The sequence below is a fragment of the Tenacibaculum sp. IB213877 genome, assembly GCF_034043975.1.
In the GTDB taxonomy this organism is placed as follows: domain Bacteria; phylum Bacteroidota; class Bacteroidia; order Flavobacteriales; family Flavobacteriaceae; genus Polaribacter.
Genome location: NZ_JAXCHH010000006.1, coordinates 144624 through 159735, shown reverse-complemented (window position 1 = coordinate 159735; position 15112 = coordinate 144624). Strand labels below are relative to the sequence as shown.

Here is a 15112-nt window from a genome sequence, read left to right as displayed (position 1 = left end):
AACCAAAACAATAAAAATATTTTTTCGCGAAGAATAGACATACACCTTGAGTGTCTTAAAACGATCAAGGATTTAATCAAATTAAATCTTACTTATTATGAAAAAACAAATTTTGAATTTAGGAACAGCTTTAGAAAAAGTCCAGCAAAAAGAAATTAGTGGAGGACGTATGTTTACATGTGAAGAGTTTTGCAATGCTTCACCATTAGTGCAACAACTTCAGTTAGATCTCTATGGTTATGAGGCTTTTAGTAAATGTCCGTGCTTATTATAATTTATTATGAAAAAATCAATTTTAAATTTAGGAAAGGCTTTGAGTAAATCAGAGCTGTTGCAAATTAATGGAGGTGCTCATGAATTTTGTATAACACACAAAGATTGTCCTGCAGGTCAAGGTTGTTGTCTTGAACTAGGATTATGCTTTAGAGATGATTATCCAAGATGTGATTTAATTTAAAATATAGAATTATGAAAAAACAAATTTTAAACTTAGGAAAAGTTTTAAATAAAGCTAAGCAGAAACAAATTTCTGGAGGAATATCAAGTTGTGATACATATTCTGGTCCTTCATGTTATGGTAGCGTCTCTGGAATGAGATGTGGTACTTGTGAGGCATATCATGCATTACCAAATGAACACAAAATGTGTGTATTAGTTAGTGTTGATTGTTTTCCAATGTAAAAAATAAGGAGCCTGATAATCTCCTTTTATTAACTAGTATTAAAATATTTTTTGAATAGACACAAAACTTGGATGTCTTTAAATAAACAAGGACTTAATTATTATAAATCTTATTTATTATGAAAAAACAAATTTTAAACTTAGGAAAGACTTTAAATAAAAAAGAACAGAAAGAAATATTAGGAGGAAATTATAAAACCAAAGAAGAGTGTGATGCTGCTGGATGTTTTTGGGGGCAAGATGGAATTACTGGTGAGTGGTATTGTACATGTCCACCAATATTTCTGTAAAAATTATAAAAATATTCTTTCGCGAAGAATAGACACAAGCCTTGAGTGTCTTAAAATAATCAAGGATTTAAATAATTTAAATCTTAATTTATTATGAAAAAACAAATTTTAAATTTAGGAAAAGCTCTAAATAAAGTAGAGCAAAGACAGGTTAATGGAGGTAAAGTAGTTAATTGTTATGACTATCCAGAATGTCCGCCATATGATGAAATTGCATGTATTATTATCGCAGGGACTTGTAGATATATGGGCTAATCTAAATCTTAATTATTATGAAAAATTCAATTTTAAATTTAGGAAAGACTTTAAACAAGTTAGAGCAACAACAGATAACAGGAGGATTTCCTTGTTACTGTAATGGGAGTTATGTAGGAGATGCTTCTTCTGTATCTCAATGCTGGAATATGTGTCCAGCCGATAAAGAATTAGAACAAGCTTATTAATTATAAAATAGTTTATTATGAAAAATTCAATTTTAAATTTAGGTAAAGCTTTATTAAAAGCAGACCAAAAGAAAATTAAAGGAGGGGCAGGGTATTCATGCTATCAAGATGGTAGATTATGCTGTCAAACAGGACCATCAGGGTTCACTATTTGCGATGCTGGAGTTTGTAATTATCCAGGGCAAAGATGTATGTTCTATTAAAAGATGCATGCTCTTTTAATTTGAGTTAAGCAAATAAAGTAAGGAGAAATATATATTCTCCTTACTTTATAAAAAAGTAATGAATAGAATTTAAAATAGAATGCCGCAAAACAACCAAGACATACAAATTCGTAGTGAAGAAGTACAGGAAATATTAAGTTACGTGCCCAATTGGATGATACGTTGGGGCAACACTTTAATTTTTTTATTGATCATTATGTTACTTTTTCTTACATGGTTTATAAAATACCCCGATATCATTTCAACAGAAGTAATGTTAACTACTTCATTACCTCCGGAAAAATTGTATGCAAAAACAGGCGGGCAGTTTGAAACTTTTTTAGTTAAAGATGGAGAAGAAGTTTCAAAAAATAAAGTTTTAGCAATTTTAGAAAATAGCGCTTCTTACCAAGATGTATTATTTTTAAAAAGTATCATAGATACTATTAGTATTGATAAAAATAAATTTGCTTTTCCATTAAATGATATACCACCGTTAGTATTGGGAGATATAACTTCCAGTTTTTCACAATTTGAAAATGATTATTCAGAATATATCTTAAATCAAAAATTAACTCCATTTAAATCAGAAAACATCGCTAATAAAATGTCGGTGATTGAAGCAAGAGGTAGATTACAAATCTTACTTTCTCAAAAAGAAATTAATCTCAAAGAACTCGAGTTTAAACAGAATGATTTGGGTAGAAGTAGAAAAATGTTTGAACAAGGAGTAATTTCTGAAAAAGAAAAAGAATTAAAAGAAGTAGAGTTTTTACAAGCAAAAAGAGCTTATAAATCGCTTGAAACTTCTATTTCACAAATAAGAGAATTAATTAGTAACTCTAATAAGAATTTAGAAGGAACTACTATTAAAGAAACTCAAAATAATATCAGATTACAAAATAAAGCTATTCAGTCATTTTTGTATTTAAAAAAAGCTATTAGAGATTGGGAAAAGACCTATGCACTAACATCTTCTGTAAGTGGTAAAGTTTCTTATTTATCGTTTTGGGATAAAAACCAAACAGTAAAATCTGGCGACTTGATTTTTACAATTGTTCCAGGAAGTAGCGATAATTCCTTTATAGGTAAAATTAAGGCACCTGCACAAAATTCCGGAAAAATTAAAAAAGGACAGAAAGTGCAAATAAAATTATTGAATTATCCATCTGATGAATTTGGAGAGATCAACGGAAAAGTAATGTCAATTTCAGTAATTCCTGATGAAAAAGGAAATTATTTAATTGATGTAGCTGTTCCGCAAAATTTGGTTACTACATATAAAAAACAAATAAATTTTAAACAAGAAATGATGGGTACTGCAGATATAGTTACTGAAGATTTACGATTGATAGAACGTTTCTTCTATCAGCTTAAAAATATAATTAGTTAAAATATTCTTTCGCGAAGAATAGACATACACCTTGAGTGTCTTTAAATAATCAAGGATTTAACAATTTTAAATCTTTTTATTATGAAAAATTCAATTTTAAATTTAGGAAAAGCTTTGAATAAAGCAGAGCAAAGAACTATTAACGGAGGTAAAAAACAATGTATTCTTCCTTGGGGAGATGGAACTTGTAGTGAGTATGGATTACAATGTGCGGAAAGACAATGTCAATTACTTCCTTTATAAGGAATAATAATATTTTAAATCTTTTATTATGAAAAAACAGATTTTAAACTTAGGAAAAGTTTTAAGCAAGTCTGAGCAAAAACAAGTTAATGGTGCTGTATTTGGTGCTTGTGATGGCTTTGAAATGTATTATGTAGATGACTGTAGTCAATGTGAAAATATTTTACTTCCTGGAGCACCTACATTATGTCATAATAATTGTTGTGTAATGGCCTATTAAAGAGGGTTGTTAATAGATATGATTTAAAAATATTTTTGAAAATAATTTAAGCCGCTTATATGATTAAGCGGCTTTTCTATCTTTTAAGTTAGAATAGAAATAGTAGTTATCAATTGTTCTTAGGATTAAAATTTAGTGCTATCCTTAGTTTTTTATTAAAGTCTGATAAAAAGCTTTCTTCAATAGGCTCTATAGTTTCACCTTTTTCATTAAATAGAAATGGTGATTTTACTTTAACTCTTTGATGTAGTTTTAATGTGTTTATATGATTCCACGTATCGTACATATTTTCAGAGATTTGAAAAAGTGTTATAATTTGATTTAATTGACCTTTTAAGTGTGAATTTCCAATGCTTTCAGTAATAAGCCAATTTTTAAAGTTGTAATTGTTTAAATTTTCAATTTTTGGATCTTTTTCCTTTAATTCAGTTGAAATACTTTGAGGAAGCTGATCAAATACAAGCGTTTTTATCCAGGTAGCAATAATACTAGGTCTTTTTTCTATTTCTAACACCGTAAAATCCCAACCATTGTTGCGAAAGAGTTCTATATAAAATAAAATTGGAATTACTTTTATCCATTCATAAATATCACTTTCAAAAAAAGGAAGAAGTACGTTTAGCAACTTTTTATATTCTTTCTCAAAAGAATAATTAAGGTTGTAATAAATTAATTGATGTATATCTACTTTAAATAAATCATTAAGTATTTTTTCTCCTTCAATTGCTATGACTTCTTGACTTGGAGGGAGCTTACTGTCACGTTTTCTTTTTGTGTAGATTTTAGAAAGATCTTTTAATATTTCAGCAGGATACCCTTCTGTATTTTGATTCTTTAGTGTTTTGTAACTTGTTGAAGTTAGTTTTTTTATAAGCTCTTCATCAAGTAAATCAGAAAAAAGATCAATATTAACAAAAGAGAGAATTTTTTTCTTTTCATTTTCTTTACTTAATCTGCCTCTTCTTGTTTTTCCAAAAACTTTATATACAGAAACGTGGTTAATCAGTTTCATTCCATTTTCTAAAATAGCAACATCTAATTTCTTATTGTTTATAGTAATAAAACCTTCGTAAGTAGCATTTAATATCTGATTCATAGTTAGTTGGGTTGATAACATTTTTTAATACGAGTCAACATAAACCAAGCGCTTTTTTGTGAGATGCCTAAATATTTACTTAATTCAATAGAATTAATATTAGGTTTGAATGAAGTAACAATCCATATAGCTATAAACCATTTTTGTAATGATGTTTTGGTATTGTCAAACATAGTACCAGTTCTAACGTTAAAATATTTTCCGGTGTTTTTACATCTGTATTTATTTGCTTTACATTTATAGACTTTTGAAGAGTTATCAAACGGACTAATAACTTTTTTATTCCATCTAATTCTTTCTAGATGGTAAATACAAACTTGTTCGTTGGGAAATGTTATTTTTATTTCAGATATATTTTTAAACTCACTGTTAAACATATAGTTAATTTTATGAAAATTAAAAATAGTATAATTATACATATATTTTATTTTTTTTTGTGTAAAATAGATTTATACTTTTTTAAGTAACTGAAAATCAAGATAAAAAAGATGATTTTAATTATTTTTTTAAAAAAAGTTTGTTTGAAGTGACTCTTGTAAAAAAAATGTGTCATATATTTGTACTGTTAATAAATTTAACGAGAAAGAAATTAGTTTACTTCCCCCTTCAATTTAAATTAATGTAATTCTTGTTTCACCTTGATAATGCAGTAATGGTTTTTGGTGATGATGAAGAATTAAAAAACTCTAAAAAAATGAGTTTATATATAATTTAAATTTCAACAATCTATACATACACAGTTTTATTTATACATATGGATAAACAATTTGATTTAGCAGAATTCCTTAAAAGGACAAATGCAGACGGTGCAATAATAATTAATTCTGGAGGAGAGCTTATTGAAGCGGAAAATGTTGATTATGGCAATAACTTTGCTGCAATGATGGGAGTTATGACCAAAATGGCAGAAGACTTTACAGATGATATTAAAATTGGTAAGTTAAGACAAGTAGTTTTTAAAGCTACTGAAGGAGTTTTTGTGTTGGATAAATTTGATGAAGACTTTATAGTGGGAATATATTCAAAAGACTTGGCAAAGGCTGGTATGATTATGATGTTGATGGATAATTTAACCAAAAAGAAAAAAGCTTAAATAAAAATAAGAATACAAATAAATAATTAATAACCAATAATTTTTTTACCATGAATGATGTATTAAATACTTTTATTGAGAACATGAAAAATAATGTTCCAGGTTTCATCGCAGTTGCAGTAACAGAAATTGAGTCGGGTGTGGCTTATGAATCAGTAACTGTTGATGATAATTTTGATCCTAATTTAGCATCTGCTTATAACTTAGAAGTTGTTAAAGCTAAGTTAAATGCAGTAAAAGCATTAGGATTATCAGAAAATATTGAAGATATTACAATTACATTATCAAGTCAGGTTCATATTATTAACATTGCTCCTAGTGGTGCTTACTTTATTTATTTAGCTGTAGATTCAGCTAAGGCTAATTTAGGAATTACTAAATCATTGTTAAATAAATTCAAAAAGGAACTTAATGAAGTTTTATAATAATTAAACTGTTGATAGTTTAATTATTAAGTTTTTTTGTCCCCCTAATTCTATTTTAATTAAGATGTTTAATAAAATATTTAATTATTATGAATGTGTATACATTACCTATAGAAGAAGGGTTAAAACAAAAACTAGATTCATTTTTGAAAGAATATGAATCCTATAGATTAATTCATGGCAATCTTGTCAACAACAAGCTTTCTATAAGTAAAAAAGAAAGTAAAGCTATTGAAAAGAAAAAAGCTAATTTCTTTAGTAAGTTTTTCTTTAGCGAATTTGATAAAGCAAGCTGAAAATAATTTTAAAATACTAAACCCTGTTGTTAAAACAGGGTTTTTTTGTTTCTACTAATATCTAATTGCATCATCATTGATAGGATAATTAATGAACGTCAAATAATTTAATTATGGTATATTAGAGTAGAAGCGGATAAAAAAAAGCCGAAGAATATTATTCTTCGGCTTATGCATTATAACTAAACTTACGTTTTAGTTACTTCCATATTTTTGGTAATTCTGTAATCCTTCTTTTAACCAATCATAATAAGTAGATTTGTCTGTATATTGCTGAGGTGAGTTTAAGACTTCTAAATCAGGACTCATCAATACATAGTATGGTTGAGATGCATTTTTAAAGTTTACAGTTTGTAGAGTTGTCCATTTGTCACCATAGGTTTTTATTTTTTTAACTCTACCGTTAGGTTTAACAAAATCAAATTGTTTATCTGCTGGAAGTTTATTTTCGTTATCATCTACGTATAAAGAGATTAAAACATATTTATCTTTTAATGTTCTATAAATATCTGCTTGACTCCAAACATTTTCTTCCATTTTACGGCAATTAACACAAGCCCACCCTGTAAAGTCTAATAAAACGGGTTTATTAACAGATTTAGCATATGCCATTCCTTCATCAAAATCTTTAAAACAAGTTAATGCAAGCGGACAGTTGTTGTCTTGTTTGTACACGCTGTAAAATTGAGGAGGAGCAAAACCACTTAATAAATTTTGGTTCCAAATAGGTTTTTTAGTAACACCTGGTGCTAAATAAACAGCAAAGCCTAACATTAATAAACCTAAAAGGACTCTAAATCCAGCTACTCTTCTAATTCTGGCGCCTCCAGGAAAGACTAATCTACCGAATAAAAATAATGCAGATAATAGAGCTATTAAGATCCAAATACCTATAAAAATTTCTCTTTTAAATACATTCCAGTGTCCTACTAAATCTGCATTAGACAAGAATTTAAATGCCATTGCTAATTCAATAAAACCTAACATTACAGTAATCATGTTCATCCATGAACCTGATTTAGGTAATGAGCTCAGTAAATTAGGGAATAAAGCAAAGAAAGCAAAAGGTAATGCTAAAGCTACACCAAAACCTCCCATACCAGCAGTTAACTGCATAGCACCACCATCAGAAGTTAAAGATCCTGCAAGTAATGAACCTAAAATAGGGCCCGTACAAGAAAAGGACACAATAGCTAATGTTAAAGCCATAAAGAAAATTCCTATTAATCCTCCAATATCTGAAGCACTGTCAATCTTTGTTCCCCATGAACTTGGTAATGTAATTGTGTAAAAACCAAAGAAAGAACCTGCAAAAAATACTAGAACAATAAAGAAGAATAAATTCAACCAAATATTTGTTGAAATAGTATTTAATATTTCAGGATCTAATGAATCCATATAATGGAAAGGAGCACTTAATAATAAATATATAGCAGCAATAAAGAAACCATACAACAATGCGTTTCTTACTCCTTTACCTCTTGTTTTTGCTTGTTTTGTAAAAAATGATACCGTTAAAGGTATTAATGGGAATACACATGGAGTTAAAAATGCAAGTAAACCACCTGCAAAACCTAATAAGAAAATTTGAAGCAAATTAGCTTGTTTTTCATCGTCATTACCAGTTGGTTTGTTTCCCTCTAATAAATCAGTGTTTTTTAAATCTAATTTTAAAGAATTAGACATTGCTTGACTTTTTTCATCAACTTCAGCAACTGTAGCAACTACCGCTCCTCCGTCTAATGAAAAAGTAAAGTCTTCATCATATGGCAAACAAAACGTTTTACAAACCTGTGCATCCATATTTAAAGTAACTTGTCTTAAAGTTGGGTCATCAAGCTTAATACGTTGTGTTATTACTGCTTCTTCAACAAAAAATATTTCATCTACACCCCATATATCACTAAATTCAGTATGGGTTTCACTTTCTTTAGCTTTACCTACCAATGTAAAACCTTTCTCGCCTTCTGCAGGCTTTATACTCATGGGTAAGGAAGCATCTTCTGGATTGTACTGAGAGTACAAGTGCCAATTTTCATCAATAAATACTTCAAAAACTAAATCATACTCAGTGTCAGATACTTTAACGACCCGAGTTTCTATTTCAACAGGAGCTTCATCTTGAGAAAAAGTTGATAATGAAAATCCTAAAATACATAAAAATAGGGTAATGACTTTTTTCATATTACAAAGGGGGTTGGGATTATTTACTTATTTTAATTATATTACTTGTTTTGCTGTTTGCTAAGAACCTTCTGTCCTGTCTCATGCCAATTATCCAAACAATTTCATCTTTTGAAGTGCAAAGTAACCAAGTTTTATTTTTTTCAAACATTGATAATTTTTTGTCTTTAAAAAACTTGCTTACTTTTTTTTTACCCTGCATTCCTGTAGGATAAAACACATCTCCATTTTTCCACTTTCGAATAATGAGTGGGAAAAATAATAAATTTTTATCAACTACAATAGAATTTTTCGATTCTATAGCGTTTTGATCTATTTCTTGTATGGTTAATTGAATAGGATGATTTATTTTTTTTGTTCCCTCATCAATTTTAGAAATTGATTTTTCATTTAAATCACCTCTCTTAGTGGGCGAAAATAATAAAAATTCTCTGTTTTTCAAGAGGATATGAGATTTTGTTGAAATAAATTTACCAGATTGCGCATGTAATAAGTTGTAAATTTTATCCCATTCATTAAAACCATAACCTTTTAAAAATTGATATAAATATGCTTTCGGATTGGAAAGTTGTAATAGTTTTTCTATGTTAAATTGAAGGGTTTCATTGTTTTTTGTAGTAACTTTCTCAGCAACTTCAGAAACTCTATCATCAATAATTTGGTGACTTTCTTGTAAATAGGTAGAGGTGTTATTAAAGCTTTGGATTAATTTGGGGTTGATTTCTTTAAGGATAGGAATTACTTGATGTCTAATTTTATTTCGGAGATATTTAGCAGAAGCATTGCTTGCGTCTTCTCGCCAGCTAATTGAATTCTGTTTGGCGAAATTTTCAATTTCTTCTCTTGAAAAAATAAGAAGTGGCCTAATAATATTCCCGTTTTGTGCAGGAATTCCAGTTAAGCCTTCTAAACCTGTACCACGAGTTAAATTGATTAAAAAGGTTTCTAAATTATCATCTGCATGATGCGCAGTAGCTATAAAATCAAATTGATTTTCTTCTGTAAGTTTTTGAAACCAATTGTATCGTAGTTCTCTAGCTGCTAGTTGGGTAGATAGTTTTTTTTCTTCAGCGTAATTAGTTGTATCAAATTGAGTGCTGAAGATAGTAACATTCAAATCCTTTGCTAATTCTTTTACAAAAATTTCATCGCCATTACTTTCTTCACCTCGTAATTGAAAATTACAATGAGCCAGTGAAAAAGAGATATGTAATTGATGAAATAAATGAGCAAGCACAACACTGTCTATACCTCCAGAAATAGCAAGTAAAACTTTCTTATCTAAAAGAAAAGGAAAGTTTTGATGGATATGTTGTGTGAACTTTTCTAACATCAAGTACTTGTTTAATTGTAATTATAAATGAGAGTTTAACCAATTAGTTACATCTTGTAAAACTTCTTCTTTACAAAGATCATTATGTAACTCATGGTAACCATTTTCATATAGTTTTACCGTAGCTAAAGGTGTGTTCTTAGCAAAATCAATAGATCCTTTATAATCAATAATTTTATCACCTGTACCATGAATTAATAATAGAGGTACGGTTAATTTGTTAGCATTTTTAATTGCCCACTCACCAGCATCTATAAACGGTAAGGAAAAATTAGGACTCACTTTGTCATGTACCAGCGGATCAGCAATGTATTTGTCAACTTCTTCTTTGATACGAGAAACATCGTTAGGATCAAGCTCATTACCTAACGTGATGGACGGAGCAATTTTCAACATCATCTTACCTAAAAACATTTTCCATGCTGGTGGCTGAAACGCTAATCGTAAAAAGGCACTTGAAGCGATTACTCCTTTAACTTCGGATTGTCTTCTCAATACATAATTAATAACAACATTTCCCCCCATAGAATGCCCATATAAAAATATAGGTTTGTTAGGGTAGAGTTCCTTAGCTTTTTCAATGGCAGAAGCAACACTATTTAATACGGCATCATAACTTGGAGCATGACCTCGTTTTCCTTTAGTTTTGCCATGACCAAAATGATCAAAACTTACGACAGCAATATTATTTTCAATCATTTTAGGAACTACGGAAGTGGTATATCTTGTAGAATGTTCTCCCATACCATGCACTAAAACAACCACTACTTTAGTGGTTTCAGGTTGCCAATACTGACCAAAGAAATCAATGTTGTTTAATTGAAAAGTAAATTCTTGATGCATCATTTTATTCTCTAGTAATTTGACCGTTTTCTAAAATATTAAATTTAATAGTGGATGGATTTTCAGAAATATACTCAGTCAAAACAATACTATCTTTATATATTGTTGAAGTTGTTTTTAACATACTTTCAGCAATTTCATCATAAGCTAACATTTGACTGTTAATGATATTGAATTTTTCATCGTAATTAACCAACATAACCAATAATTCTGATTGGTTTGGGTAGAGATAATACACAACCGATTGATAGTTTTCTGAAATTTTTGGGAGGTAAGAAATTCCTACTTTAGTGTTTTCACCTTCCAACTGACCTTCAAAAATTACAGGTAATTTTAAAAGCTCTTGCTCTTTTTTGCTTAATAACTTCCCTTCAACATGATTGCTAAAGTTTGTGCTATCAATAACCGGAACAGTTTTTACAGGATAATTACTTAAAAAAGAATATTTATTGGTTTTACAAGAGGTAATTGCAGTTACTAAAACAACGATTGCCATTAAGTTTTTAATTTTTCTCATCGTATAAATATAGTTAAGTTTTTAAAGGTTAGAATTTAAAAGTACATATTTCATAGCTTTTGCTTTAAGCAAACATTCTTCATACTCTTTTTCGGGAGTAGATTTGGCGGTAATAGCCCCACCTACCGAATAGGAAACGTATTTTTTTTCTTCATTGTATAAAATACTTCGGATAATTACGTTGAAATCAAAATCACCCTCAGGAGTAAAATAGCCAACAGTACCGGAATACAATCCACGTTTGGTTTCCTCTAACTCTTCAATAATCTGCATTGCAGAAACTTTTGGAGCACCCGTCATACTTCCCATAGGAAAAGTGTCTCTGATAACATCAACAGAGTGAGTCGTGTTTTCAACTTCTGAAACAATTGTTGAAATCATTTGATGCACTTGCTTAAATGAATACACTTTACATAACTCCTCAACTTTTACCGATCCTTTTTTGGCAGTTCTTGACAGATCATTACGAACCAGATCAACAATCATAATATTTTCCGATCGCTCTTTTTCATCTCTAGCCAAATCAAACGCAATTTTATCGTCTTGAATAGTATCAATTAACCGTTTTGCTGTCCCTTTAATAGGTTGTGAAATAATTTTGGATCCTTGTTTTCTGATATAGCGCTCTGGCGATGCGGATAGCAAATATTTCTCATCAAATTTTACAAAAGTAGCAAAAGGAGGTTCAGATATTTCGTTGAGTTGTTGATAGATTTTATACGGATGAATGGTTGTGTTTTCAGCAAAAAACTCCTGACAAAAATTGGCTTCGTAAATATCACCTCGATGAATATGTTCTAAAACTTTACTTACTTTTTCATGGTATTCATCTTTGTGAATACGAAGTTTAATTTTAATATCTTTTGTTGATTTTAATGTGATCTCGGGTAGCACATTCGGATTCGTTTCAAAAATATCTTCAAAATCTTCTTCCAACTCATCATCTATCATTTTTAAATAATGAAATTCTGCTTTGTCACCTTTAATAAAGATGATTTTTTGAGGTTGAAAAAAATGTAGATCGTCAAATTCTAAACCATCAAAATTATTAGAAGTCAGCTTTTCTACATCATTTTTTACATCATAACTAATGTAACCAAAAATATAATCTTTGCTAAATGATTGATATTCTTTTAGCTTATCAAAGGCACCATGATAATCCGTTTTGATAGAGGTAAACTCTTCTACAGCTAAAGCGCAATCAAATGATGAATAGGTTTGATCGTATTTGTTAGAATCTAACCAAACCACAGTTTCAAATTGTTGCGCCCAAACCAATAATTTTTCTTTAAAGGTTTGTGGATTATCGATTGCAAAAGATTGATGTGTTCTTACAGACATGTAGCAAAAATAAGAAACCCGATAGAAATTAAAACTATCGGGTTTTGCTTTATTGTTGTTATTGATTTATTCTACTTTTTCAACATCTACTTTGATCTCTTTGGTAACCGTTTCAGCTTCTTTTTTAACATTTACTTCTACGATTTCGCCCTCTTTCTTAGCTTGTGCTTCGATTTCTTGAACAGTACCTTCTAAGTTTTTAACTTCTGTAGTAATTTCACCATCTTTTGTTGTGGTAGTGGTTATAGTAGCTTTAGCTAATTCACTATCAGAACCTGAAATTTCTACTTTTACTTCTTTTTTAACTTCATGTGTAGCATGACTTTCAGAACCATGTCCGCTTCCTAAAATAGGAGCGATTACTAAACCTACTAAACATGTCAGTTTAATTAAAATATTCATCGAGGGGCCAGAAGTATCTTTAAAAGGATCTCCAACTGTATCACCAGTTACAGCTGCTTTATGAGCGTCACTTCCTTTATACGTCATTTCCCCATTTATTTCTATTCCAGCTTCAAAAGATTTTTTAGCATTATCCCAAGCACCACCGGCATTGTTTTGGAAAATAGCCCACATAACACCACTTACACAAACACCTGCCATATAACCACCTAATGGTTCAGCACCAAATAATAATCCGATAATAATAGGGGTGATGATAGTAATTAATCCAGGTAATAACATTTCTTTTAAAGCAGCTTTAGTTGAAATGTCTACACATTTAGCATAATCAGGAGTTCCGGTTCCTTCCATAATCCCTGGGATTTCTTTAAACTGACGGCGTACTTCATGTACCATTTCCATGGCAGCTTTACCAACCGATTCCATAGCTAAAGCAGAAAAAATAACAGGAATCATTCCACCAACAAATAACATTGCTAATACATCGGCTTTAAAAATGTTAATTCCGTCAATTCCTGTAAATGTTACATAAGCAGCAAATAAAGCTAAAGCTGTTAATGCTGCAGAGGCAATTGCGAAACCTTTACCAACTGCTGCAGTCGTATTTCCAACAGAATCTAAAATATCTGTACGTTCACGAACATGGTCTTCTAATTCACTCATTTCAGCAACACCACCTGCGTTATCAGCAATTGGGCCAAAAGCATCAATAGCTAATTGCATTGCAGTAGTAGCCATCATAGCAGACGCTGCTAATGCAACTCCGTAAAATCCAGCTAAAGCATACGAACCAAAAATGGCCGCAGCAAATAAAATAACCGATAAAAATGTAGATTTCATCCCAACCGCTAAACCAGCAATAATGTTAGTGGCAGCTCCTGTTGATGAGTTTTGAACAATATGCAATACTGGTTTTTTACCTAAACTGGTATAATACGCAGTAACTATCGAAATTAAAGCACCTACCGCTAAACCGATGCATGCAGCAAAAAATACATTCATTGATGATACTTCTCTAAAACCTTCTCCGAAGAATTTCATGTTGATGGTTTCTGGCAACATCCATTTGATTAAAAAGAAACTTGCAGCTAGCGTTAATATGATTGATACCCAGTTACCCAAATCTAAAGCCGATTGTACCTGAGCTTCTTTTGCGTTATTATCTTTAATTCTCACTAAAAACGTTCCGATAATAGAAGCTACAATTCCTACACCAGCAATCACTAATGGTAATAAAATAGGTCCCATTCCGCCAAATTCATCTGTAAATGAACTGTTCACCGACATGTCTCTGATTACATAATTTCCTAATACCATGGCAGCTAACACGGTAGCAACATAACTACCAAATAAATCGGCCCCCATACCAGCTACGTCACCCACATTATCACCAACGTTATCAGCAATAGTTGCTGGGTTACGCGGATCATCTTCTGGGATTCCTGCTTCTACTTTTCCTACTAAATCAGCACCTACATCAGCGGCTTTGGTGTAAATTCCTCCACCTACACGTGCAAAAAGAGCAATAGATTCAGCACCTAATGAAAAACCTGCTAGCGCTTCTAGAGCCATGGTCATTTCGTTGTAAAAGTCGCCTCCATTGGTTACAAACATTTTTAGAAATAATAAAAAGAATAAACTTAATCCTAAAACCGCTAAACCCGCTACGCCAAGCCCCATTACAGTTCCGCCTCCAAAAGAAACTTGCAAGGCTTTTGGCAAACTCGTTTTTGCGGCTTCTGTTGTGCGAGCATTAGCATCGGTTGCTATACGCATACCAATGTTTCCTGCTAAAGCAGAAAAAAAGGCACCTACTATAAAAGCGATTACAATAATCCAATGCGTGGTGGGGACTATAGTTGAAATGATAAAAAGAGCTATAGAAGCAACAATTGCAAATACAAAAAGTAAACGGTACTCTGCTGATAAAAATGCTAAAGCACCATCTTTTATGCTTTTTGAAATGGATTTCATTTTATCTGATCCAGCGTCTTGTTTTTTTACCCAAGACATTTTAATGAACATAAAAATCAATCCTAAAACGGCCAAAATAGTTGGCACATACATTATGTTTGTAGTCATAAGTTTGTTGTTTGATTAGTTAATATT

The 15112-nt window shown here is 30.6% G+C and carries 21 protein-coding genes; 13 read left to right on the top strand and 8 right to left on the bottom strand.

All coding sequences use genetic code 11. The features are described from left to right. Nucleotides 1-97: 97 nt before the first annotated feature. The 10 genes from SLH33_RS08360 to SLH33_RS08315 all read left to right on the top strand — a co-directional run bounded on the left by SLH33_RS08360 (nucleotide 98) and on the right by SLH33_RS08315 (nucleotide 3473). Nucleotides 98-274, top strand: a complete 177-nt coding sequence (locus SLH33_RS08360) for a hypothetical protein (RefSeq protein WP_320418630.1) — start codon at nucleotides 98-100, stop codon at nucleotides 272-274. Between the two features lie 6 nt (nucleotides 275-280). Continuing rightward, entirely contained in the window at nucleotides 281-457 is a 177-nt protein-coding gene (locus SLH33_RS08355; RefSeq protein WP_320418629.1) for a hypothetical protein, read from the top strand. Between the two features lie 11 nt (nucleotides 458-468). Then, nucleotides 469-681 carry a hypothetical protein gene (locus tag SLH33_RS08350; RefSeq protein WP_320418628.1) on the top strand — a complete coding sequence of 71 codons (213 nt, stop codon included), beginning with the start codon at nucleotides 469-471 and terminating at the stop codon, nucleotides 679-681. 119 nt (nucleotides 682-800) lie between these two features. Continuing rightward, entirely contained in the window at nucleotides 801-971 is a 171-nt protein-coding gene (locus SLH33_RS08345; protein ID WP_320418627.1) for a hypothetical protein, read from the top strand. A 93-nt stretch (nucleotides 972-1064) separates the two neighbouring features. Beyond that, nucleotides 1065-1226 (top strand): hypothetical protein, encoded by a 162-nt coding sequence (locus SLH33_RS08340; RefSeq protein ID WP_320418626.1) that lies wholly within the window; start codon nucleotides 1065-1067, stop codon nucleotides 1224-1226. A 17-nt stretch (nucleotides 1227-1243) separates the two neighbouring features. Beyond that, entirely contained in the window at nucleotides 1244-1414 is a 171-nt protein-coding gene (locus SLH33_RS08335; RefSeq protein WP_320418625.1) for a hypothetical protein, read from the top strand. A gap of 17 nt (nucleotides 1415-1431) precedes the next feature. Beyond that, complete coding sequence (locus tag SLH33_RS08330) at nucleotides 1432-1617, top strand: hypothetical protein (protein ID WP_320418624.1); 186 nt, start codon at nucleotides 1432-1434, stop codon at nucleotides 1615-1617. A 100-nt stretch (nucleotides 1618-1717) separates the two neighbouring features. Continuing rightward, the gene (locus tag SLH33_RS08325) at nucleotides 1718-3010 is read left to right on the top strand and encodes an HlyD family secretion protein (RefSeq protein WP_320418623.1); all 1293 of its coding nucleotides are present in this window, start codon (nucleotides 1718-1720) and stop codon (nucleotides 3008-3010) included. Nucleotides 3011-3091: 81 nt separating this feature from the next. Beyond that, nucleotides 3092-3253 (top strand): hypothetical protein, encoded by a 162-nt coding sequence (locus SLH33_RS08320; RefSeq protein ID WP_320418622.1) that lies wholly within the window; start codon nucleotides 3092-3094, stop codon nucleotides 3251-3253. A gap of 28 nt (nucleotides 3254-3281) precedes the next feature. Then, a complete protein-coding gene (locus SLH33_RS08315; protein WP_320418621.1) occupies nucleotides 3282-3473 on the top strand; it encodes a hypothetical protein in 192 nt (63 codons plus the stop codon). A 109-nt stretch (nucleotides 3474-3582) separates the two neighbouring features. On the opposite strand, the gene SLH33_RS08310 is transcribed toward SLH33_RS08315, so the two are convergent. Both SLH33_RS08310 and SLH33_RS08305 read right to left on the bottom strand, forming a co-directional pair. Then, nucleotides 3583-4569: a P63C domain-containing protein gene (locus tag SLH33_RS08310; RefSeq protein ID WP_320418620.1), complete on the bottom strand. Its 987-nt coding sequence runs from the start codon at nucleotides 4567-4569 to the stop codon at nucleotides 3583-3585. A gap of 2 nt (nucleotides 4570-4571) precedes the next feature. Continuing rightward, nucleotides 4572-4946 carry a hypothetical protein gene (locus tag SLH33_RS08305; protein ID WP_320418619.1) on the bottom strand — a complete coding sequence of 125 codons (375 nt, stop codon included), beginning with the start codon at nucleotides 4944-4946 and terminating at the stop codon, nucleotides 4572-4574. A gap of 377 nt (nucleotides 4947-5323) precedes the next feature. Between SLH33_RS08305 and SLH33_RS08300 the strand changes: the two genes are divergently transcribed. From SLH33_RS08300 to SLH33_RS08290, 3 genes are all read left to right on the top strand, one after another. Then, on the top strand, nucleotides 5324-5662 hold the full coding sequence (locus SLH33_RS08300) for a roadblock/LC7 domain-containing protein (RefSeq protein WP_320418618.1): 339 nt from the start codon (nucleotides 5324-5326) through the stop codon (nucleotides 5660-5662). A 50-nt stretch (nucleotides 5663-5712) separates the two neighbouring features. Then, a complete protein-coding gene (locus tag SLH33_RS08295) occupies nucleotides 5713-6087 on the top strand; it encodes a hypothetical protein (protein ID WP_320418617.1) in 375 nt (124 codons plus the stop codon). Nucleotides 6088-6176: 89 nt separating this feature from the next. Next, a complete protein-coding gene (locus SLH33_RS08290; RefSeq protein WP_320418616.1) occupies nucleotides 6177-6383 on the top strand; it encodes a hypothetical protein in 207 nt (68 codons plus the stop codon). Nucleotides 6384-6578: 195 nt separating this feature from the next. Here the strand turns inward: SLH33_RS08290 and SLH33_RS08285 are convergent, their stop codons facing one another. The 6 genes from SLH33_RS08285 to SLH33_RS08260 all read right to left on the bottom strand — a co-directional run bounded on the left by SLH33_RS08285 (nucleotide 6579) and on the right by SLH33_RS08260 (nucleotide 15085). After that, on the bottom strand, nucleotides 6579-8567 hold the full coding sequence (locus SLH33_RS08285) for a protein-disulfide reductase DsbD family protein (RefSeq protein WP_320418615.1): 1989 nt from the start codon (nucleotides 8565-8567) through the stop codon (nucleotides 6579-6581). A gap of 19 nt (nucleotides 8568-8586) precedes the next feature. Further along, nucleotides 8587-9900 (bottom strand): tRNA lysidine(34) synthetase TilS, encoded by a 1314-nt coding sequence (gene tilS, locus SLH33_RS08280; protein WP_320418614.1) that lies wholly within the window; start codon nucleotides 9898-9900, stop codon nucleotides 8587-8589. A 21-nt stretch (nucleotides 9901-9921) separates the two neighbouring features. Next, a complete protein-coding gene (locus SLH33_RS08275; RefSeq protein ID WP_320418613.1) occupies nucleotides 9922-10746 on the bottom strand; it encodes an alpha/beta hydrolase in 825 nt (274 codons plus the stop codon). A gap of 1 nt (nucleotide 10747) precedes the next feature. Then, nucleotides 10748-11260 carry a hypothetical protein gene (locus SLH33_RS08270; RefSeq protein WP_320418612.1) on the bottom strand — a complete coding sequence of 171 codons (513 nt, stop codon included), beginning with the start codon at nucleotides 11258-11260 and terminating at the stop codon, nucleotides 10748-10750. 21 nt (nucleotides 11261-11281) lie between these two features. Next, entirely contained in the window at nucleotides 11282-12601 is a 1320-nt protein-coding gene (gene pabB / locus SLH33_RS08265; protein WP_320418611.1) for an aminodeoxychorismate synthase component I, read from the bottom strand. A 66-nt stretch (nucleotides 12602-12667) separates the two neighbouring features. Then, entirely contained in the window at nucleotides 12668-15085 is a 2418-nt protein-coding gene (locus tag SLH33_RS08260) for a sodium-translocating pyrophosphatase (RefSeq protein WP_320418610.1), read from the bottom strand. Nucleotides 15086-15112: the final 27 nt, after the last annotated feature.

What these genes read in the sequence shown, in the direction of transcription:
- SLH33_RS08355 (WP_320418629.1), top strand. Translation starts at nt 281, where the DNA reads ATGAAAAAATCAATTTTAAATTTAGGAAAGGCTTTGAGTAAATCAGAG.
- SLH33_RS08350 (WP_320418628.1), top strand. Translation starts at nt 469, where the DNA reads ATGAAAAAACAAATTTTAAACTTAGGAAAAGTTTTAAATAAAGCTAAG.
- SLH33_RS08310 (WP_320418620.1), bottom strand. Translation starts at nt 4,569, where the DNA reads ATGAATCAGATATTAAATGCTACTTACGAAGGTTTTATTACTATAAAC.
- SLH33_RS08275 (WP_320418613.1), bottom strand. Translation starts at nt 10,746, where the DNA reads ATGATGCATCAAGAATTTACTTTTCAATTAAACAACATTGATTTCTTT.
- SLH33_RS08295 (WP_320418617.1), top strand. Translation starts at nt 5,713, where the DNA reads ATGAATGATGTATTAAATACTTTTATTGAGAACATGAAAAATAATGTT.
- SLH33_RS08315 (WP_320418621.1), top strand. Translation starts at nt 3,282, where the DNA reads ATGAAAAAACAGATTTTAAACTTAGGAAAAGTTTTAAGCAAGTCTGAG.
- SLH33_RS08300 (WP_320418618.1), top strand. Translation starts at nt 5,324, where the DNA reads ATGGATAAACAATTTGATTTAGCAGAATTCCTTAAAAGGACAAATGCA.
- tilS (WP_320418614.1), bottom strand. Translation starts at nt 9,900, where the DNA reads ATGTTAGAAAAGTTCACACAACATATCCATCAAAACTTTCCTTTTCTT.
- SLH33_RS08340 (WP_320418626.1), top strand. Translation starts at nt 1,065, where the DNA reads ATGAAAAAACAAATTTTAAATTTAGGAAAAGCTCTAAATAAAGTAGAG.
- SLH33_RS08335 (WP_320418625.1), top strand. Translation starts at nt 1,244, where the DNA reads ATGAAAAATTCAATTTTAAATTTAGGAAAGACTTTAAACAAGTTAGAG.
- pabB (WP_320418611.1), bottom strand. Translation starts at nt 12,601, where the DNA reads ATGTCTGTAAGAACACATCAATCTTTTGCAATCGATAATCCACAAACC.
- SLH33_RS08330 (WP_320418624.1), top strand. Translation starts at nt 1,432, where the DNA reads ATGAAAAATTCAATTTTAAATTTAGGTAAAGCTTTATTAAAAGCAGAC.
- SLH33_RS08290 (WP_320418616.1), top strand. Translation starts at nt 6,177, where the DNA reads ATGAATGTGTATACATTACCTATAGAAGAAGGGTTAAAACAAAAACTA.
- SLH33_RS08285 (WP_320418615.1), bottom strand. Translation starts at nt 8,567, where the DNA reads ATGAAAAAAGTCATTACCCTATTTTTATGTATTTTAGGATTTTCATTA.
- SLH33_RS08305 (WP_320418619.1), bottom strand. Translation starts at nt 4,946, where the DNA reads ATGTTTAACAGTGAGTTTAAAAATATATCTGAAATAAAAATAACATTT.
- SLH33_RS08325 (WP_320418623.1), top strand. Translation starts at nt 1,718, where the DNA reads ATGCCGCAAAACAACCAAGACATACAAATTCGTAGTGAAGAAGTACAG.
- SLH33_RS08260 (WP_320418610.1), bottom strand. Translation starts at nt 15,085, where the DNA reads ATGACTACAAACATAATGTATGTGCCAACTATTTTGGCCGTTTTAGGA.
- SLH33_RS08320 (WP_320418622.1), top strand. Translation starts at nt 3,092, where the DNA reads ATGAAAAATTCAATTTTAAATTTAGGAAAAGCTTTGAATAAAGCAGAG.
- SLH33_RS08270 (WP_320418612.1), bottom strand. Translation starts at nt 11,260, where the DNA reads ATGAGAAAAATTAAAAACTTAATGGCAATCGTTGTTTTAGTAACTGCA.
- SLH33_RS08345 (WP_320418627.1), top strand. Translation starts at nt 801, where the DNA reads ATGAAAAAACAAATTTTAAACTTAGGAAAGACTTTAAATAAAAAAGAA.
- SLH33_RS08360 (WP_320418630.1), top strand. Translation starts at nt 98, where the DNA reads ATGAAAAAACAAATTTTGAATTTAGGAACAGCTTTAGAAAAAGTCCAG.